Annotated in this window: 19 protein-coding genes; 15 read left to right on the top strand and 4 right to left on the bottom strand. The window is 62.1% G+C overall.

All coding sequences use genetic code 11. The features are described 5' to 3' along the window. Positions 1–6: 6 nt before the first annotated feature. The 4 genes from EUU22_RS20245 to EUU22_RS20230 all read left to right on the top strand — a co-directional run bounded on the left by EUU22_RS20245 (position 7) and on the right by EUU22_RS20230 (position 1,828). Positions 7–786, top strand: coding sequence for a GNAT family N-acetyltransferase (locus EUU22_RS20245; RefSeq protein ID WP_439329172.1), 780 nt, complete (start codon positions 7–9; stop codon positions 784–786). Beyond that, positions 783–1,196 (top strand): (deoxy)nucleoside triphosphate pyrophosphohydrolase, encoded by a 414-nt coding sequence (locus EUU22_RS20240; RefSeq protein WP_129333795.1) that lies wholly within the window; start codon positions 783–785, stop codon positions 1,194–1,196. Before EUU22_RS20245 ends, EUU22_RS20240 begins: the two co-directional genes overlap by 4 nt. A 96-nt stretch (positions 1,197–1,292) precedes the next feature. Beyond that, positions 1,293–1,613, top strand: a complete 321-nt coding sequence (locus tag EUU22_RS20235) for a hypothetical protein (RefSeq protein WP_129333794.1) — start codon at positions 1,293–1,295, stop codon at positions 1,611–1,613. Positions 1,614–1,654: 41 nt separating this feature from the next. Continuing rightward, complete coding sequence (locus EUU22_RS20230) at positions 1,655–1,828, top strand: Flp family type IVb pilin (RefSeq protein ID WP_129333793.1); 174 nt, start codon at positions 1,655–1,657, stop codon at positions 1,826–1,828. Positions 1,829–1,834: 6 nt separating this feature from the next. On the opposite strand, the gene EUU22_RS20225 is transcribed toward EUU22_RS20230, so the two are convergent. Then, positions 1,835–2,710, bottom strand: coding sequence for a methyltransferase domain-containing protein (locus EUU22_RS20225; RefSeq protein ID WP_129333792.1), 876 nt, complete (start codon positions 2,708–2,710; stop codon positions 1,835–1,837). A gap of 60 nt (positions 2,711–2,770) precedes the next feature. Between EUU22_RS20225 and EUU22_RS20220 the strand changes: the two genes are divergently transcribed. From EUU22_RS20220 to EUU22_RS20205, 4 genes are read left to right on the top strand one after another with little or no spacing between them, the layout of a single operon-like run. Continuing rightward, positions 2,771–3,547, top strand: a complete 777-nt coding sequence (locus tag EUU22_RS20220) for a ComF family protein (RefSeq protein WP_129333791.1) — start codon at positions 2,771–2,773, stop codon at positions 3,545–3,547. A 46-nt stretch (positions 3,548–3,593) separates the two neighbouring features. Continuing rightward, positions 3,594–3,851, top strand: a complete 258-nt coding sequence (grxC, locus tag EUU22_RS20215) for a glutaredoxin 3 (RefSeq protein ID WP_129333790.1) — start codon at positions 3,594–3,596, stop codon at positions 3,849–3,851. 12 nt (positions 3,852–3,863) lie between these two features. Continuing rightward, positions 3,864–4,721 (top strand): carbon-nitrogen hydrolase family protein, encoded by an 858-nt coding sequence (locus tag EUU22_RS20210; protein WP_129333789.1) that lies wholly within the window; start codon positions 3,864–3,866, stop codon positions 4,719–4,721. Continuing rightward, positions 4,718–5,146, top strand: a complete 429-nt coding sequence (locus EUU22_RS20205; protein WP_129333788.1) for a DUF1178 family protein — start codon at positions 4,718–4,720, stop codon at positions 5,144–5,146. The genes EUU22_RS20210 and EUU22_RS20205 overlap by 4 nt, the downstream gene beginning before the upstream one ends. A gap of 68 nt (positions 5,147–5,214) precedes the next feature. On the opposite strand, the gene EUU22_RS20200 is transcribed toward EUU22_RS20205, so the two are convergent. Both EUU22_RS20200 and ubiG read right to left on the bottom strand, forming a co-directional pair. Next, on the bottom strand, positions 5,215–5,766 hold the full coding sequence (locus tag EUU22_RS20200; RefSeq protein WP_129333787.1) for a DUF924 family protein: 552 nt from the start codon (positions 5,764–5,766) through the stop codon (positions 5,215–5,217). Further along, positions 5,763–6,527 carry a bifunctional 2-polyprenyl-6-hydroxyphenol methylase/3-demethylubiquinol 3-O-methyltransferase UbiG gene (gene ubiG / locus EUU22_RS20195; RefSeq protein WP_129334125.1) on the bottom strand — a complete coding sequence of 255 codons (765 nt, stop codon included), beginning with the start codon at positions 6,525–6,527 and terminating at the stop codon, positions 5,763–5,765. The genes EUU22_RS20200 and ubiG overlap by 4 nt, the downstream gene beginning before the upstream one ends. Positions 6,528–6,659: 132 nt before the next feature. Between ubiG and EUU22_RS20190 the strand changes: the two genes are divergently transcribed. From EUU22_RS20190 to clpB, 7 genes are all read left to right on the top strand, one after another. Continuing rightward, positions 6,660–7,385: an SH3 domain-containing protein gene (locus tag EUU22_RS20190; protein WP_439329171.1), complete on the top strand. Its 726-nt coding sequence runs from the start codon at positions 6,660–6,662 to the stop codon at positions 7,383–7,385. Positions 7,386–7,785: 400 nt separating this feature from the next. Next, on the top strand, positions 7,786–9,060 hold the full coding sequence (locus EUU22_RS20185; protein WP_129333785.1) for an aspartate kinase: 1,275 nt from the start codon (positions 7,786–7,788) through the stop codon (positions 9,058–9,060). 87 nt (positions 9,061–9,147) lie between these two features. Further along, on the top strand, positions 9,148–11,415 hold the full coding sequence (gene ptsP / locus EUU22_RS20180) for a phosphoenolpyruvate--protein phosphotransferase (protein ID WP_129333784.1): 2,268 nt from the start codon (positions 9,148–9,150) through the stop codon (positions 11,413–11,415). A 21-nt stretch (positions 11,416–11,436) separates the two neighbouring features. Then, the gene (gene prfA, locus EUU22_RS20175) at positions 11,437–12,516 is read left to right on the top strand and encodes a peptide chain release factor 1 (RefSeq protein ID WP_129333783.1); all 1,080 of its coding nucleotides are present in this window, start codon (positions 11,437–11,439) and stop codon (positions 12,514–12,516) included. Continuing rightward, on the top strand, positions 12,513–13,397 hold the full coding sequence (gene prmC / locus EUU22_RS20170) for a peptide chain release factor N(5)-glutamine methyltransferase (protein WP_129333782.1): 885 nt from the start codon (positions 12,513–12,515) through the stop codon (positions 13,395–13,397). The genes prfA and prmC overlap by 4 nt, the downstream gene beginning before the upstream one ends. 305 nt (positions 13,398–13,702) lie before the next feature. Beyond that, positions 13,703–14,347, top strand: coding sequence for a DUF4167 domain-containing protein (locus EUU22_RS20165; protein ID WP_129333781.1), 645 nt, complete (start codon positions 13,703–13,705; stop codon positions 14,345–14,347). A 206-nt stretch (positions 14,348–14,553) separates the two neighbouring features. After that, a complete protein-coding gene (clpB, locus tag EUU22_RS20160) occupies positions 14,554–17,157 on the top strand; it encodes an ATP-dependent chaperone ClpB (RefSeq protein ID WP_129333780.1) in 2,604 nt (867 codons plus the stop codon). Positions 17,158–17,244: 87 nt separating this feature from the next. Here clpB and EUU22_RS20155 read toward each other — a convergent pair whose 3' ends face one another. Next, positions 17,245–19,182 (bottom strand): M23 family metallopeptidase, encoded by a 1,938-nt coding sequence (locus EUU22_RS20155; RefSeq protein WP_129333779.1) that lies wholly within the window; start codon positions 19,180–19,182, stop codon positions 17,245–17,247. Positions 19,183–19,731 lie beyond the last annotated feature (549 nt).

Genomic DNA, 19,731 nt, shown 5'->3' with positions numbered 1-19,731 from the left:
GCGCGGATGCAGGCAGAGCGACAGCAGGCGAATCTCCCGCTCGTGCGGCGGCTCGAGGCGGTCAGTTTCCGAGCCTGGCCCGCCGCTTCCGTGCAGTATGACGGCAGTTGGCAGGTCCGGCTGACCGGCGGACATCCGTCGAAGCGGCTGAACTGCGTGGTCGCGCTCGATCCGTCCGACAGTCGCGACATCGCCCTTCGGCTCGAGCGAGCCGCGCGGAAGTTCGATGCCTATGGCCGCCCGCTGGTGGTGCGGGAAACGCCACTGACGCCGAAGCCGCTGGTGGGATACCTGGTCGCCGAGGGCTGGACCTGTTTCGAAGAGGTCGTCACTCAGACGGCCGACCTCACCGCTCTGGAGATTCCCGATACGCTCGATCACCTGCCGACCCAGGACGTCGGACGCTTCGTGGATGCAAGTCTTGCCCTTCAGGGGCAGGACACGACCCTGAAACCGGTGCTGGCCGAGATCATCAATTCCATCAAGCCGGCCGTCGGCATGTTCCTGATTGAAGACCCGAATGCCGGTCCGGTCGCATCGCTCCTCTGCGTGCAGGACAACGACCTTGCCGGCATCCTGCTCTTTGCCGTGTCGGAAAAGCATCGCCGGCGCGGCGTCGGCATGGAGGTCCTTTCGTCCGCACTGCGCTGGGCGCGAATGCGCGGCGCACGCACCGCCTGGCTTCAGGTTTCCACGGACAACGAGGCGGCCCTGTCGCTCTACGCCAACCTCGGCTTCGTCGACGCTTACCGCTACCGCTACTGGTCGAAGGACGGTTCGCAATGAATGGCGGACCCAAACCGATCCTTCTGGTCGCCGCCTGTGCGCTCGTCGATACGGACGGGCGAATCTTGCTGGCCCAGCGGCCCGAGGGAAAAACGCTCGCGGGTCTCTGGGAATTTCCCGGTGGCAAGGTCGAAGCAGGGGAAACGCCCGAGGAGACGCTCGTGCGCGAACTCGATGAGGAACTCGGGATCACCACGCGCATTCCGTGCCTGGCGCCACTCACGTTCGCAAGCCACAGCTATGACAGTTTTCACCTGCTGATGCCGCTTTTCATCTGCCGCCGCTACGACGGTATTGCCCATGGCAGGGAGGGTCAGGCGGTCAAATGGGTCCGTCCGCAGGCGTTGCGCGACTATCCGATGCCGCCGGCCGACGAGCCGCTTATCCCCTTTCTACAGGACTTGCTGTAGTCCTTCGAAGTTCTTTCAGTTGTTCTTAACGAAAAGTTTATAACCCTCAGGCATGGATAGAGCTGTTCATGCGGTAAAGTGTGCGTGGGGCATATCATGGCAAACGAGGATTTCTGGAAGACCGTCGGGTCTGGAGAACGGTCTTCGCAAAAAGCCAAGAAAACGGGTGTTTTGAACATCGCGCTGCTGTTTGGAACAGCGGCGATCGCGCTGTCGCTCATCCTCACACCTATGCTTGCGGGGAACTCGGAAAGAAGGAGTCTGGCGTTCACGCCGGATGAATACGACAACATAACGACGGGCTCGATCGGCAAGACAGGGCCGGGCAGGCGATACACGATACGCAGGAGCGTCCTGCAAGAGACGCCGGGCTCCGTCTGCATCATCGACCGTTATGGTGCGGGGGACGGCTGCTGAGCGAACTCCGATCCGGGGTCGTTTGGCAAGAAGGGGGAAGCATGCGCCTGCTGAGAAGCCTGATCGACGACGACGCCGGCGCGACGGCGATTGAATACGGACTGATCGCAGCAATAATCTCCGTGGCGTTGCTCACCGGCTACGGTGCGTTCACGGGCGCCTTGATGAACGTTTTCGAAACCATCACCACGGCCATCACTACGGCCGGGGCCTGACGGTGGTCAGTCCCGCCTGGGGACTGCGAGCGCGTCGGCGAGCCTCATCTTAGCCGAACCGGGCTTCAGCGGCTTTTGCTGGCTTTCATGTGGAGCCCAGCCAGAGACATAGATGAAGACGAAGGTTGCACGGATACGCCCGTCTGGATCGGCATAGCGTTCCGCGTATTTCTCCGCGGCGCGCAGGAAGAAAGCCCTGCCAAGCGGTCTACGGCTACGGTCGACGAGCGGATTTGCCATCCCCATGGCCTTGAGGTCCCGCATAAGCCCGAAGATCGAATCGTATCGAACCGTGTATGTCTGGGTATCGATCACCGGAAGCGCGAAACCCGCCCGTTGCATCAGCGCGCCGATGTCGCGGATATCGGCAAAGGGTATGACTCGCGGACTGGCCCCACCCGAAAGCTCAATCTCCGTCGCCAGCAGGACATCCCGCAGTTCGGCCAGCGTGCCGGCACCGGGAATGGCCGCCAGAAACAGCCCGTCGGGTTTCAACGCCTTGCGGATCTGAATGAGAACGCCGGGCGTATCGTTGGTGATGTGAAGTGCAAGCGGGGACAATACGAGATTGACCGACTGCTCTTCGAGCGGCACCTGTTCCAGGGGCGCTTTGGTCAAGACTTCGTCCGCCTCAGCGAAACTCGAATGTGTTTCAACGCGCCTGAGGTCGCCGATCTTGCCCGTTGCCATGCACTTCCTGGCGGTCGTACCGCTTGCGCCGTGCAGTTCGACCGCTTGCGCGAAATGTCGTTCGACCAGAGAAAGTCTCTCGGCGAGTTCGCCCGCTGCGACCTGCAGCAGGAAATCCGCCCCGTCGGCACGCCGCAAATGAGCGCGGCGGCGATTTTCGGTCACCAGGTCGAGATCGAAGAGTTTGTCCATGGCGTCGTCCGGCTTAAACTGTGCGTGGTAAAGGCGCCCGCAAGAGCCTAATGTCAACCTATGGACGGTCGTATAGCGCAATCGCCGGGTCGATTAAGAGCCTCGCCTCTGGTGACGCTGGCGACCATCGTTCGCGATCTCGTCTATCCGCCATCCTGTGCCCATTGTGGCATTCGTGTCCTCGGCCACGGTGCACTTTGTCCGGAATGCTGGACCTCGATACGGTTCATTGAACGACCCTTCTGCGAAATCTTGGGTACGCCGTTTCCCTTCGATCATGGAACGGGAGCGCTCTCGCCGGAAGCGATCGCCGACCCTCCCGTCTTCGACCGGTTGCGTTCCGTTGCGATCCATGACGGCATCGTCCGTGAGCTCGTGCACAGCCTCAAGTACCGGGACCGCCTCGATCTCGCGCCTGTTATAGCTCGCTGGATGGTGCGCGCCGGCGCAGCGGAGCTTGCCGCGTGCGACGCCGTTCTTGCTGTCCCGTTGCATCGGACGCGGCTCTTCGGGCGAAAGTTCAACCAGTCCGCAGAATTGGCTCGGCACATAGCCCGGTCGATCGATAGACCGTTTCTCGCATCCGCCGTCTTGCGCGTGAAGCGTACCGCTCGGCAGGTCGGGCTCAGTGCGAACGCGCGTGCCGACAACGTCCGCGGTGCCTTTGCAATCGGATCCGGCCGCGAGACGGACGTCTTCGGGCGCCGGCTGGTCCTGGTCGACGACGTTTTCACGACCGGGGCGACCGTGTCGGCCGTTGCCAGAGTTCTGAAACGAGCCGGCGCGGCCGACGTCACAGTTTTAACCTTTGCAAGGGCATTGTCCGATCCTATATGACGCTACCACGACACCCCGTTCGGCCCCGGCGGCATCGGAGAGACGCATGACATCTGTGACAATCTACACACGCCAGTTCTGTGGCTACTGCGCCCGCGCGAAGGCGCTGCTGGAGGCGAAAGGCGTCGCCTATGTCGAGCATGACGCGACGGGCAGGCCCGAGGTGCGGGAGGAGATGATCGAGCGGTCGAACGGCGGCATGACCTTCCCGCAGATCTTTATCGGCGACAGGCATGTGGGTGGCTGTGACGATCTTCACGCGCTTGATCGGGCCGGCAGGCTCGATGAAATGCTGGCAAACTAGGAGCGTGAGGCAATGACATTCAAGGCGGCTGCAGTCCAGATGTGCTCCGGGGTGAACCCGGACAAGAATGCCGATGCCATGGCTCGTCTCGTACGCGAAGCTGCCGGGCACGGCGCGACTTATGTGCAGACGCCTGAAATGACCGGCGCGGTGCAACGCGATCGCCAGGGACTTATGTCCGTGCTCCGGGACGAGGATACCGACGTCATCGTCAGGACGGCGGCCGGCCTCGCGAAAGAGCTCGAGATTCATCTCCACGTCGGCTCGACCGCCATTGCGCTTCCTGACGGAAAGATTGCCAATCGCGCCTTCCTGTTCGGGCCGGACGGCCGCAAGATCTGCTCCTACGACAAGATACACATGTTCGACGTCGATCTCGACAACGGCGAGAGCTGGCGTGAGAGCTCGGTCTATCGTCCTGGATCGGAAGCCCGATTGGCCGAGTTGCCGTTTGCCAGGCTCGGCTTTGCAATTTGCTACGACCTGCGTTTTCCGGCACTCTTCCGCACCGAGGCGGTGGCCGGAGCCGAGGTGCTGACCGTTCCGGCGGCCTTTACGCGCCAGACGGGCGAGGCTCACTGGGAAGTCCTGCTGCGCGCTCGTGCCATCGAGAACGGTGCCTTCGTGATCGCCGCCGCGCAAGCAGGACTCCACGAGGACGGGCGCGAGACGTTCGGTCATTCCATGATCGTCGATCCGTGGGGCAAGGTGCTGGCATCTGCCGCAGGAACGGGCGAGGCGATCGTGTTCGCCGACGTCGATGTGGCGGCGGTCAAGGCCGCGCGCGCGAAGATTCCAAACCTCAAGAACGCTCGGGAGTTCACGCTCGAAACGTTACCTTTGTCCGCCGGGGAGGACGTGACTGCTTGATCCGCTACTCGCTTCAATGTGATAACGCCCACGAGTTTGAAGGGTGGTTCTCGGAGAGCGCCGACTATGAAAGACAGCAGGCGCTCGGTCTCGTGACTTGCCCTGCCTGCGGCTCAGCGACCGTTTCCAAGCTGTTGATGGCGCCTTCGGTGTCGACCGCACGCAAGAAGGAAGCAGCTCACGCGCTCGCGGCGACCGTCGAACAGCAAGAGGCCCTTCAGAAATTGAAGGAGGCGGTCGCGGCCATTCGCGCCAACAGCGAGGATGTCGGTGAGCGGTTCCCTGAGGAAGCGCGCAAGATTCACTATGGAGAAGCCGACGCCCGCGGCATCATGGGCCAGGCATCGCCCGCGGATGTCAGGGCACTGGTCGAAGAGGGGATCGAGGTCGCTCCGATCCCTGTCCTTCCCGACGATGTGAACTGACCGCGACGCACCCGCAATTCTTCCGCGGCATGCTGATTTGCTTCGAGCATTCTCGTTGACGACTTACGTCAACCTTTGAAGCCGCCACCGTCCAGATAGTCCTGCTCTTTGGGCGTTGTCTCGCGGCCGAGCGCGGCGTTACGATGAGGAAACCGCCCGAAACGCGCGATGATATCGCGGTGTTCAATGGCATACGGGAGCGTGCGCTCGTCACCGCTTCGGTCTCGATGTTCCGTGAAGAGCCGGACGCTGAGTTCCTGGTCCGTCGGGTCTTCCGAATGCTCGAACGGAAGGTAGAAGAAGATCGCCAGCGTCGCTTCCACCTGCCGGTCAAAGCCGGCAGCAAGGGCTCGGCGCGCGACGGCACGCGCGAGACCGTCTGTCGCGAAGGCATGTCCCGTGCCACGGTAGAGATTGCGCGGGAACTGGTCGAGAAGCAGAAGCAGCGCGAGGGAACCTTCTGCGCTTTCCTCCCAGGCGGACAACTCACCTCGCGCGGCCTGCATGTGCAACTCGGCATAGTGAAGCATGATCGCAGCGTCCAGAGCGGCGTCGCGGGCAAACCACTTGTTGTAACCCTGACCGTTCCAGAACGCCACGACGTCGGCCGGCGACATCATGGTCGGGACTCCTGTACCGCAGGCCGAGCCGCGAGCAGCATGTAGTTGACGTCGGTGTCCGGCGAAAGACGCCACTGGTTCTGCAAGGGATTGAAGAAGACTCCCGTGCGCTCGAGAAGGTTCATCCCGCTCTGCAGAAGGGGAGCTTCCAGTTCTTCCGGGCGTACCAGCTTCTCATATTGATGCGTCCCGCGCGGCAGCCAGCCGAGCACGTATTCCGCGCCGACGATGGCGAGTGCGGCGGCTTTGAGCGTACGATTGATCGTCGAAATCAACATCAGGCCGCCGGGTTTCACCATGGATGCGCAGGTGGTGATGAAGAAATCGACGTCGGCGACGTGTTCGACGACTTCCATGTTCAGAACCACATCGAAACGCTCGCCGGCCGCAGCCAGCGCTTCTGCCGTCACGGCGCGATAGTCGACGATGGTACCCGTCTGCTCGGCATGGGTGCGGGCGATACCGATGTTCCTTTCCGAGGCGTCGGCGCCCAGCACCGTCGCGCCCATCCGCGCGACCGGCTCCGAGAGCAGGCCGCCGCCGCAACCGATGTCGAGAATTCTCAGACCTTGTAGCGGATGGTGGCTTTTCGGATCACGTCCGAAATGCTCTGCGACCTTGTCGCGAATGTAGGTGAGCCGGACTGGATTGATTTTGTGCAGCGGCTTGAACTTGCCGGTGGGGTCCCACCATTCCGCAGCCATTGCTGAAAAACGGTCGACCTCGACCTGATCAATGGTGGTGCGTGCCTGTTCGGTCATTTGCCGATCTCCATGAATTCCCGACGAAACCAAGTCGGACGATCGACTGCGGATGTCAAGTCCACGGATACCTGCCGGCCATGGCGCGGTCGGAGCTTGCCTCAATACAGCCGGAAAGTCGGAACATCCAGAATGCCGAAACGTTACCGTTTCGATACGCATAGGCCCCATTTCGGGGCTCAGGAGACGATCATGAAGAAACTATCGCTATTTGTGGCGGCCGCCTTGGGGGCATTCGGCATCCCTGCGCTTGCGCAAGCTGCGCCGGCCTACTCGACGGCGGACGTCAATATGCGCTCGGGTCCGAGCACCCAATACCCGCCCGTGCTTGTGATCCCGTACGGCAGTCGCGTGGACATCCGCGGGTGTCTGAGCTCACAGGCCTGGTGCGACGTCGACTATCGCGGCATCCGTGGCTGGGTCTCGGGGAGCTACCTGCAGGCGAGCTATGAGCAGCGCCGCGTCTATGTCGGTCCGAGCTACTACGAACCGCTCGGCATTCCGACTGTGATGTTCAGCATCGACAGTTATTGGGATCGTCACTACCGGGATCGGGACTTCTATCGTCAGCGGGACGAATGGCGAGACGGCTACTATCGCCCGACGGTTCGCCGTGATGATTATCGCCGTCCTCCGCCGCCGCGGTGGAACGACGACGAGGATGAGGATTATGGTTGGCGCGAGCCGCCCCGGCGCGTTCGCGAACAACGGCGCGACCCGCCGCCTCCGCCATTCGTGCGTGACGAGGAGCGTGCGCGGGCGGTGTACGAACGCCATAAGAAGAACAAGCGGTCCGATGGCGAGCAGCGCGTCATCCGCTGCAACTGGGGAATGCTTGCCTGCCAGTCGCACGACTGACGACAGCACCTGCGCGATCGCCATGAAGATCGCGCAGGTCTCTCTTTCAAGCGAATGCCGCGACGAAGCCGTCTGTGGACCCAAGTTGCCCCGTGCCTCGATTTTCCAGCGAGGTCGCGCTGTCTCTTGCGCCGGGCTATCTCGGCTTGCGGCTTGCCCGTTCTTTCCACCTTCACGAACGCCTGTCTCCTTGTCTCGATCCCGAACGATGCGCCGCTCTCTCCACGTAGCCGTGCATGGTCGGTACGAAACCCCTTGACCCGCGGGCATTTCCGGCCCCGGGGCCATTGAACTTCCGAGGGGATTTGGCTATGAGACCGCAACTCGCCCGTGCCTTGCGTCCGGGCGCATCTTCCGCGGTGCCGGTCGGTACCCAACATTCGTGACGGTAGTTTAGGCAATGGCTCGCATCGTGATGAAATTCGGCGGAACATCCGTCGCCAATCTCGAACGTATTCACAATGTCGCACGGCATGTGAAACGTGAGGTCGATGCCGGTCACGAAGTCGCGGTTGTCGTCTCGGCCATGTCGGGCAAGACGAACGAACTGGTCGACTGGGTGCACAACGTGCCAAAAGTCGCCGGCGCCGACTCGCCCTTCTATGACGCGCGCGAATACGACGCGGTCGTCGCCTCGGGCGAGCAGGTGACTTCCGGTCTGCTGGCGATCGCTCTGCAGTCGATGGATATCAACGCGCGCTCCTGGCAGGGCTGGCAGATTCCGATCAAGACGGACAATGCCCACGGCGCCGCCCGCATTCAGGAGATTGATGGTTCGGACATCATTCGCCGGATGGGCGAGGGGCAGGTGGCCGTCGTGGCAGGTTTCCAGGGCATCGGCCCCGACAACCGCATCTCGACGCTTGGCCGCGGCGGTTCCGATACGTCGGCGGTGGCGATCGCCGCCGCGGTGAAAGCCGATCGTTGCGACATCTACACGGATGTCGACGGCGTCTATACGACGGACCCTCGTGTCGAGCCGAAAGCACGCCGACTGAAGAAGATCGCCTTCGAAGAAATGCTCGAGATGGCGTCGCTGGGTGCGAAGGTGCTGCAGGTGCGTTCAGTCGAACTCGCCATGGTGCACAAGGTTCGGACCTTCGTGCGTTCGAGTTTCGAGGACCCGGATGCTCCGGGGATGGGCGACCTTCTCAATCCGCCCGGTACGTTGATTTGCGATGAGGAAGAGATCGTGGAACAGGAAGTTGTCACCGGCATTGCATATGCCAAGGATGAAGCGCAAATCTCGCTGCGCCGCGTCGCAGACCGGCCGGGCGTTTCCGCCGCGATCTTCGGCCCACTTGCCGAGGCGCACATCAACGTCGACATGATCGTCCAGAATATTTCCGAGGACGGCACCCGGACGGATATGACCTTTACGGTTCCCTCGGGCGACGTCGACAAGGCGCTCGCCGTCCTCGGCGACAACAAGGAGCAGATCGGCTACGACGTCGTCCAGAGCGAGTCGGGACTGGTCAAGGTCTCGGTCATCGGTATCGGCATGCGCAGCCATGCCGGCGTGGCGGCTACCGCTTTCAAGGCGCTCGCTGAAAAGGGTATCAACATCAAGGCGATCACCACGTCGGAGATCAAGATTTCCATCCTGATCGACGGTCCCTATGCCGAACTCGCGGTCCGGACTTTGCATTCCTGCTACGGCCTCGATAAGAATTGATTCCGCTGAGGCGGTTTGCCACTCTCGACGATTGACGCGGGTGGTGGACCGCCCCGTCCATAGACCGTTTTCGGGAGCATGCGCGCGATGAGAGACCTGTCTGCCGGTCCACGCGTTCTTCTCAAACGGCTCCGCGAACTGATGGCGGAGCCGCTTGAGCCACAGGAGCGCCTTGACCGGATTGTTCGTCAGATCGCGAGCAATATGGTGGCGGAAGTGTGCTCCGTCTACGTCCTGCGCTCAGACGGTGTTCTCGAACTCTACGCGACCGAAGGTCTGAACAAGGACGCGGTGCACCTTGCCCAGCTGAAAATGGGGCAAGGGCTTGTCGGGACCATCGCGGCGAGCGCCCAATCGCTCAATCTTTCCGATGCACAGGCCCACCCGGCGTTCCGCTACCTGCCTGAAACGGGCGAAGAGATCTATCACTCCTTTCTCGGTGTGCCGATTCTGAGGGCCGGCCGCAGTCTTGGCGTCCTCGTGGTTCAGAACAAGGCGCAACGGAACTACCGGGAGGATGAACTTGAAGCGCTCGAGACGACAGCTATGGTGCTGGCCGAAATGATCGCGACGGGCGAGTTGAAGAAGATCACTAGGCCGGGTCTCGAACTCGACCTGACGCGGGCAGTCACCATCGAGGGCGACAGCTACGGCGAGGGGATCGGACTCGGTTATGTCGTGCTGCATGAGCCGCGCATCGTGGTGACCAATCTCCTCAACGAAGACAGCGAGAAGGAAATGCGACGGCTCGCGGATGCGCTCGGCTCGCTGCGCATCTCCATCGACGACATGCTGTCACGGCGCGAAGTCGCGATGGAAGGAGAGCACCGCGAAGTGCTTGAGACCTACCGCATGTTTGCCCACGATCAGGGCTGGGTCCGCCGCATGGAAGAGGCGATCCACAACGGCCTGACTGCGGAGGCGGCGGTCGAGAAGGTGCAGAGCGACACTAAGGCGCGCATGATCCGCCTGACGGATCCCTATCTTCGGGAGCGGATGCACGACTTCGATGATCTGGCCAACCGCCTGCTGCGGCAGCTGACCGGTTTTTCCTCGCGAAGCGCATCGGAAGGTTTTCCGGCTGACGCGGTTATTCTCGCGCGCGCGATGGGCGCTGCGGAGCTGCTCGACTATCCGCGCAGCCATATTCGCGGGCTGGTCCTCGAGGAGGGGGCCGTGACGAGCCACGTGGTGATCGTCGCCCGCGCGATGGGCATTCCGGTCGTCGGTCAGGCGGCGGGTGCGGTGGCGCTCGCGGAGAACGGCGATCCGGTCATCATCGATGGCGACGACGGCAAGATCCATGTCCGGCCGATGGCCGATCTGCAGAAGGCGTATGAGGAGAAGGTGAGGCTGCGCGCCCGTCGGCAGGAGCAGTTCCGGGCGCTTCGCGACGTCGAGCCCCTGACGAAGGACGGCAAGCGTATCCTCCTCCAGATGAATGCCGGTCTTCTCGTCGACCTGCCGCAACTGACGGCTTCGGGTGCCGAAGGCATCGGGCTGTTCCGCACCGAGCTCCAGTTCATGATCTCTTCCACGATGCCGAAAGCGGAAGAACAGGAGAATTTTTACCGCAGCGTCCTGCGTCAGGCGGACGGGAGGCCCGTGACTTTCCGCACGCTGGACATCGGCGGCGACAAGGTGGTTCCCTATTTCCGGTCGCAGGAGGAAGAAAATCCGGCACTCGGCTGGCGCGCGATACGCCTCTCGCTCGACCGGCCCGGGCTGTTGCGCACCCAGCTCAGGGCGCTCCTGAAGGCTTCTTCCGGTGCGGAGCTCAAGATGATGCTGCCGATGGTGACCGAGGTCTCCGAAATCCGCGCGGTTCGTGAACTGATGCAGAAGGAGGTCCAGCACCTCTCCAAGTTCGGCCATCAGCTGCCGAAGCGCCTGCAGTTCGGTGTCATGCTCGAAGTTCCGGCGCTGCTGTGGCAACTGGAGGAATTGATGGAGGAGGTGGATTTCGTTTCCGTCGGCTCCAACGACCTCTTCCAGTTTTCGATGGCGGTCGATCGTGGCAACGCCCGGGTGGCGGATCGTTTCGACGTGCTCGGCCGGCCCTTCCTGCGCATTCTTCGCGACATTGTACGCGCTGCCGACAAGGCGGGAACGCCGCTGACGCTGTGCGGCGAGATGGCGGGCAAGCCACTGAGCGCGATGGCCCTGCTCGGACTCGGCTTCCGGTCGATCTCGATGTCGGCGACATCGATCGGCCCGATCAAGGCGATGCTTTTGGCGCTCGACGTCGACCGTCTGAGCAAGCTGCTCGATGCGGCGCTCGACGATCATCGCACGCACCTGCCTGTACGCGACATCCTCACCGGATTCGCGGAAGACAACAACATTCCCCTTTGAATGACCTGCCTGGAGTAGAGAGTGGCAAAGCTACCTGTCGATAAGATGCGTGAGCTCGAACGCCGATTCGGCGAGATCGAGGCTCGCATGTCGGCCGGGCCGGCGGCGGACGTCTACGTCAAGCTTGCCTCGGAATATGCCGAGTTGCAGCCCGTCGTCAGCAAAATCCGCGAATATGAAGCGGCGCTCGCCGAACTCGCGGGGCTCAGATCGATGCTGGCCGACAAATCGACTGATCGCGAGATGCGCTCCTTGGCGGAGATCGAACTGCCCGAGGTCGAGGAGCGCATCACAGGGCTCGAGACGGATATCCAGATTCTCCTGCTGCCGAAGGATGCCGCGGACGAAAAGAGCGCCATTCTCGAGATTCGAGCCGGTACCGGCGGTTCGGAGGCGGCGCTTTTTGCGGGCGACCTTTTCCGGATGTATGAGCGGTTTGCCAGTTCGAAGGGCTGGAAGGTCGAGGTCCTGTCGGCCAGCGAAGGCGAGGCGGGCGGTTACAAGGAAATCGTCGCGTCGATCACTGGTCGCGGCGCGTTCTCCAAACTCAAGTTCGAATCCGGTGTCCACCGCGTACAGCGCGTTCCGGAAACAGAGGCGAGCGGACGCATTCATACTTCCGCAGCAACGGTTGCGGTGCTGCCGGAGGCCGAGGAGATCGACGTCGAGATTCGGCCGGAGGACATCCGGATTGACACGATGCGCTCGTCCGGAGCCGGGGGGCAGCACGTCAACACCACCGACTCGGCGGTTCGTATAACCCACCTGCCGACCGGGCTGGTGGTCACGAGTTCGGAGAAATCGCAGCACCAGAACCGCGCGAAGGCGATGCAGGTCCTGCGTTCCAGGCTTTATGATATGGAACGTCAGCGGAGCGAGAGCGAACGTTCGGCGGACCGCAGGAGCCAGGTAGGGTCAGGTGACCGGTCCGAGCGCATTCGCACCTACAACTTTCCTCAGGGCCGGGTCACCGATCACCGCATCAACCTCACCCTCTACAAGCTGGACCGGATGATGGAGGGAGACATCGACGAGATCGTCGACGCCTTGATCTCCGACTATCAGGCCGGCCAGCTTGCGCAGCTCGGCGAGCAGTCGTGATCGGGGACCGCGACACGGCGACTGCGTTGATCGCCGAAGCAAGGCGACGTTTTGCCGAGGCGAGCCTCGCCGATCCGGCGACTGACGCGCGTGTTCTCGTTGCAGGCGTTCTCGGCCTGTCGCTCTCTGACGTTCTGATGCGCGGCGATGTCGCCGTCTCCCGCAAGGAGGCAGAGCAGGTGCGTGAAGCGATCTCCCGCCGCTGCAAACGTGAGCCCGTTCACCGTATCCTGGGGCGCCGTGCGTTTTACGGACTGGACCTGCAGCTCTCTCCGGCAACGCTCGAGCCGCGACCGGATACCGAAATTCTGGTCGACAGCGTGTTGCCTCACCTGAAGCGGACGATTGCCGAAAAAGGCAGCGCGCGGCTACTCGATCTCGGCGTTGGAACAGGCGCTATCGCGCTCGCCCTTCTCAAGGAATGTCCGCAGGCTCGCGCCGTCGGGAGTGATATTTCCGAAGAGGCTCTTTCAACGGCGGAACGCAATGCCCACATCAATGGTGTAGCCGAGCGGTTTGAGACCGTGCGTAGCGCATGGTTCGCTTGCATCGAGGGAAGGTTCGACATTATCGTGTCAAATCCACCCTATATTCCGACGGGCGTGGTCGCGGAGCTGGATCCGGAGGTCCGGGACTACGATCCGTTGGCGGCGTTGGACGGCGGTCAAGACGGCCTTGATGCCTACAGGGCGCTCTCCGCGGGAGCGGGCAACTTCCTTGAGCCGGGTGGTTTGGTGGCGGTCGAGATCGGCTATGACCAGAAGAACAGCGTCACCGCGCTCTTCGAAGCAGCGGGTTTTTGCCTCATTGAGGCGCGTCGCGACTATGGTGGTAACGACCGGGTTCTTCTGTTCACGACGCGAAATTGCTGCGCGTGCTAAGTTGTTTCCTGTCTGCGAAGAAAACGCTTGGTTTTCCGGAGGAAGCGGGCTAGGTTGCGGGCACGCAGCGGGCAGCGGGGAATGAACAGAGATTCGTTCGGGTCTGGGGCGGCTTCGATTTCGGCTCCTTTGGAGTTTCGCGAAGCGAGCATTCCCGTTGCGTGATCAGTTAATTTGGCTTTCACCAGCGGCAGATGAAGCAATGGCGCACCATGCCCGCGGCACGCGGAGCTTTGATCCGGTCTAACCAGATGCGGCAGCGTAGCCAATCTATCAGCAATCTAGAGAATTCAGGTGAATAATCGATGAGGCCAGGACAGCAGAACAAGCGTGGTCGCGGGCGTGGCGGCAACGGCGGTGGCGGCAACTTCAATCGCAAGGGCGCCAATCCGCTGACGCGGACCTATGACAGCTCCGGTCCTGATGTGAAGATTCGTGGTACCGCCCAGCACATCGCCGAAAAGTATGCCGCGCTTGCTCGTGACGCTCAGAGCTCCGGCGACCGTGTCATGGCAGAAAATTACCTGCAGCACGCCGAGCACTACAATCGCATCATCGCTGCCGCTCAGGCGCAGATGCAGGAGCGTTTCCAGCGCGACGACCGTGGGGATTACGGCGACCGTGATGTCGATGATATGGACATCCTCGACGAACCGGCCGTTCATCATGCGGCTCCGGCTCAGGCTGCTCCGCGTCCGGTCGAGATTGCCGGAAGTGGTCCGCAACCCGTGATCGAAGGAACCCCGGTTGAGGTGAGTGCTGCCGAAGAGGCGGCGGAGGAAGGCGGCGAGCAACGGCAGTCTCGTCGTCGCAACTCAGGCTCGCGTCCGCGCCGGCAGCGTCGCGGGGGTGGTGCCGGAACGCAAGGCGAGGATGCCGGCGACGCAGGATCGGCCGGCGCCGAGTCGAGCTCGGAAAAGCCGGAACTGGCCGCGGCCGCCTCCGAATAGACGGCCTCCGTCGCTGAGCATGAGGTATCGTGGAACTCCGGCCCAGGGCCGGAGTTTTTCGTTTAAGTTCCTCTTTAAAGGCCGAAATTCTCTCCCCATATCTCGATCACAAGGGTGGAGACGCCCGGGGTTCGCCTGTTCAGGGGACCCGATCCTTAACCGCTGCATTGTGCCGTTGCGGGCAGTGCAGCTCTTGGAGATAGGCGATGAATATCGAGAAATATTCCGAGCGCGTTCGCGGCTTCCTGCAGTCGGCGCAGACCAACGCATTGTCGGAAGGCCATCAGCAATTTGCAGCCGAACACGTCCTCAAGGTCCTTCTGGACGACGATCAGGGCATGGCGGCGTCTCTCATCACGCGCGCGGGCGGAGATCCGAAGGAGGCGCGTCTGGCCAACGACATGGCCCTTTCCAAGCTTCCGAAGGTTTCCGGCGGCGGTGGCCAAGTCTATCTTTCGCAACCCCTGGCCAAGGTGTTTTCGACTGCCGAAGAAGCGGCAAAGAAGGCCGGTGACAGTTTCGTCACCGTCGAGCGCTTGTTGCTGGCGCTCGCAATCGAACCGTCTGCATCGAGCTCTGCGAGCCTGAAGAAGGCTGGCGTCACCGCTACGACGCTCAACCAGGTTATAAACGATATCCGTAAGGGTCGTACCGCCGACACGGCGAGCGCCGAACAGGGATTCGATGCTCTCAAGAAGTATGCTCGTGACCTCACGGCCGAAGCCCGGGACGGCAAGCTCGATCCCGTCATCGGACGCGATGACGAGATCCGCCGCACCATTCAGGTGCTCTCTCGCCGGACGAAGAACAATCCGGTCCTGATCGGCGAACCCGGCGTCGGCAAGACGGCGATCGCCGAAGGTCTGGCCCTGCGCATTATCGACGGCGATGTTCCGGAGAGTCTCAAGGACAAGCGGCTGATGGCGCTCGACATGGGCGCGCTCATCGCCGGCGCAAAATACCGCGGTGAGTTCGAGGAACGTCTGAAGGCCGTATTGAACGAAGTGCAGGCGGAGAGCGGCGAAATCATCCTCTTCATCGACGAGATGCATACGCTGGTCGGTGCCGGCAAGGCCGACGGGGCGATGGACGCCTCGAACCTTCTGAAGCCGGCTCTTGCCCGCGGCGAACTGCACTGCGTCGGCGCGACAACGCTCGACGAGTACCGCAAGCATGTCGAAAAAGATGCGGCGCTTGCCCGTCGATTCCAGCCGGTCATGGTCGACGAGCCGACCGTCGAGGATACGATCTCGATCCTGCGCGGGCTGAAGGAGAAGTACGAACAACATCACAAGGTCCGCATTTCCGACTCGGCGATCGTCGCGGCGGCGACCTTGTCGAACCGCTATATCACCGACCGGTTCCTGCCGGACAAGGCGATCGACCTCATGGACGAGGCCGCTTCGCGGCTCCGGATGCAGGTCGACTCCAAGCCCGAGGAGCTGGACGAACTCGATCGTCGGATCATCCAGCTGAAGATCGAACGCGAGGCTTTGAAGAAGGAAACCGATACCTCTTCGGCGGATCGCCTGAAGAGACTGGAGAGCGAACTGGCTTCCATCGAGGAGCAGTCGGATGCGCTGACCGCCCGCTGGCAGGCCGAAAAGAGCAAGCTTGGTCTTGCTGCCGACCTCAAACGGCAGCTCGATGAGGCGCGCAACGAACTTGCGACCGCCCAGCGCAAGGGCGAGTTCCAGCGGGCGGGCGAGCTGGCCTATGGGGTGATCCCGAAGCTGGAGAAGGATCTCACAGAGGCCGAGACGCAGGACGGCGGCGGCCGCGAGAGCATGGTTCAGGAGGTCGTGACGGCCGATAACATCGCCCACGTCGTTTCGCGCTGGACCGGTATTCCGGTCGACAAGATGCTGGAGGGCGAACGGGACAAACTGCTTCGCATGGAGGACGAGCTCGCCAGATGGGTCGTCGGGCAGGGCGACGCGGTGCAGGCGGTCTCTCGGGCCGTCCGCAGGTCGCGTGCCGGCCTGCAGGATCCGAACCGCCCGATCGGCTCCTTCATCTTTCTCGGTCCGACCGGCGTCGGCAAGACGGAGCTCACCAAATCGCTTGCCCGGTTCCTCTTCGACGACGATACCGCGCTCGTGCGAATCGACATGTCGGAATACATGGAGAAGCATTCGGTTGCCCGCCTCATCGGCGCGCCTCCCGGCTACGTCGGGTATGAGGAGGGCGGCGCGCTGACCGAGTCCGTGCGACGCAGACCGTACCAGGTCGTCCTCTTCGACGAGATCGAGAAGGCGCATCCCGATGTGTTCAACGTGCTCCTCCAGGTTCTCGACGACGGTCGGCTGACCGACGGCCAGGGCCGGACCGTGGACTTCAAGAACACGATCATCATCATGACGTCGAACCTCGGGGCGGAATACCTGACAAGCCTGCCGGAAGGCTCCGACACGGACCAGGTCCGTGATCAGGTGATGGATGTGGTGAAGGCATCGTTCCGGCCGGAATTCCTCAATCGTGTCGACGAGATCATCCTTTTCCACCGCCTGCAGCGTACGGAAATGGGCGCAATCGTCGATATCCAGATGCAGCGGCTCCTCACACTTCTCGCCGAGCGCAAGATCACGGTCGACCTCGGCGACGATGCCCGCAACTGGCTCGCGGACAAGGGTTACGACCCGGTCTATGGAGCCCGCCCCCTGAAGCGGGTCATCCAGAAATACGTCCAGGATCCGCTGGCGGAGCAGATCCTCTCGGGCCGGGTTCCGGACAATTCGCACGTTGCGATTGCCGCAGGATCGGATCGCCTGCTGTTCAACGTCCGGCAGGTTGCCGATGAGGCCGCGTAAGCGGTGAATGAATTCAAGACAAAGAAATGGCGGCTCATGAGCCGCCATTTTTCTTCGTTCTTCGAGTAGCTGCGTCTTTCGCTGTTCTCAGCGGGCAGCCAGCTGTTTCTGCCGCTCGACGTTGCCGAGCAGCGCATCGATGCGTTCGCGCTCGACTTCGAATTTTGCGAGCGCCTCTCCCGTGAGGGATTTTCCGCCGGGAAGGCGTACCTTCAACGGGTCGACCTTGGTGCCGTTGACGATCAGTTCGTAGTGCAGGTGGGCACCCGTCGAAAGCCCGGTGTTGCCGACCCAGCCGATCACCTGTCCCTGACGGACCTTTGCGCCCGGCTTGACGTCCTTCGCAATCGCGCTCTGGTGATTGTAGGAGGTGACGTAACCGTTGGCGTGACGAATGAGCGTCTGGTTTCCGTAGCCACCCGAGTCCCAGCCCGCCTTTTCGACGACGCCTTTGCCCGATGCGATGATGGGCGTGCCCCTGGGGGCGGCCCAATCGGCGCCGGTATGCATCTTCGAATAGCCGAGGATCGGATGGCGGCGCATGCCGAAGCCGGAGGTGAAGCGGCCGTTCGGCACGGGATTGCGGAGCAGGAATTGGCGGATGCTCTTGCCCTCGGCATCGAAATAGTCGATCGAATTGTCCGCCGGATCCTGGAAGCGGTAGAAGGTCGTCAGCGTGTCCCCGAAGCGTGCGCTGACATAGAGAAGCTCCGATTCGTCGGTCGCCTGGCCATCTTCGTCCGGAACCGAGAAGAAGGCCTCCAGCATATCCGTCGGCTTCAACTGCGCCTGAAAATCGACATTGCTGGCAAGCAGCCGGATGATCTGCGCCGTCATCTGCTGGTTCATGCCGTACGAAATCGCTGCTCGATAGATGCCGTCGTATACCCGCGGCAAATCGCGGCCTGCCGGGATCGGCAAGGGGCGGTCGTCGAACGCCGTTGCGATGGCATCGAGAAGGGGGGGCTCGCTGCCGACCACCAGACGACCGGCGTCGTTCAGCGCAAGGGTGACGACGTGCGTTGCATGTCGGTAGAGGCTGACACGGACGATCCTTGCCTCTTCCCCGCGCTGTATCAGGCCAACCCTGAGAACGTCGCCTTCGGTCAATCCGTCGGCGCCGATCTGCGGAGCGAGGTAGCGGGCGACATCCTCGGCTTCCGCCCGGGGATAGCCCGAGCCGATCATGGCGGCGTCGACCGGCTGCGCACGGCGAACCGGGATGATGTCGTCGGCATATTCCGGTGTTTGCGGCGTGAGCGGCTCGGGTGCCGATACCGACATGTTCTGCTCGATGACGCGGGCGGCCAGGCCCGTGGTCAGATCGACCTCGCTGTCGTCTGCGAAGCGCTGCGGATCGATGTAAGAGAGCGCGGCAATCTGCGTGCTGCCGTCGGTCAGAACCGAGCCGTTGGTGCGAACCGCCTCTTCCACTTCGTCGAACGACATCCCGCCGGCATAGGGATGAGCGTCGCCGGTGACCGGAAAGGCGACGGTTCTCAGGCTCACTTGGGATTCGACGTCGGAACCGTAGAGGCTGCCGGTTCTCGGCACCGTGTTCCTGTCGTCGTCTGCGAAGATCGCCAGCGGGTCGAATTTCGGGTATTCGTCCTGAACCGTATAATTGGCGGCGAGACTCATCTTCACGTGCATGAAAGGCTGGCGGCGGACGACTTCGGTCTCGCCCTCGTGAATGACCGTCGGCACTTCCAGGATGGCCTTGTCGGAAGGCCTTGCGGCGATGTTCGGACCGACGAGCCGTTCTCCACGCTTCGCGGTCTCCTGTGAGCTGTCCTGGTCAGGCCCGGCAACTGCATAGGCCTCCGCCGGGATGGCGAGTTGCTGGCGACCGTCGAGCGCGGCAAACAATGCGACACCCATCAGCACACACGAGGTAATTCCGGTCAGAAAGGTGCCGGTCAGCCAGCGCAGGGAAATCTCCCGCCGGTCCGGCGCACGGCGGCCGTCGGCAAGGATCGGCGGCTCGGTGCCGAGAGACCGCAGCATGTTGCGGTCCGTCATCATGCCGCCCGCCTCCGTCTGTTCAAGAGCCCACTCCGTTCCTGGGTATCTGGCCGCGAAATCTGCACAATTGGCAGGCCCTCGTCAAATGACGGGTCGTCGCGCTTCCGGCCGAATCTATTTTCCAGCTCGCTTCAGAGCATTTGATTGTGAACTTCTCGGGGCAGATACGCCTGCCGTCGTCCAGCGAAGGGCGTCCGGCGATGCTCCCGGTGCTGCCCCGTGCGGGCGTTTCTCCCCGAGAACGGACCACCAAACCCTCTCTCATTCGCTCGGAAGGAGGATGTTTGGAAATGGTGGTAATGGGTGCGGGGTGGCTGGGCGTGGTTGTTTGGGTTGGTTTGGTTGGTTGTGTTGTCTGTCTGGGTATGGTTTTGCGTGTTTGGCTTGGTGAAATCGAAAATTCTGTTGTTTTTCAAGCGCTTGGAAAATTCTTCAAAAAAATGGGAAGGGGGTTGTTGACTTGTTTGAGGGGGTAGGATTATACATCCGCTCACTGACGAGGGCGGCGGCGCTGCTGGCGACGATGTCCTTCGTTCTGTAGAAATCACT

The sequence above is a fragment of the Ciceribacter ferrooxidans genome, from assembly GCF_004137355.1.
Taxonomy (GTDB): Bacteria; Pseudomonadota; Alphaproteobacteria; order Rhizobiales; family Rhizobiaceae; genus Allorhizobium; species Allorhizobium ferrooxidans.
Note: the sequence above shows the minus strand (reverse complement) of the source record. Positions and strands in the feature narration are given on the sequence as shown.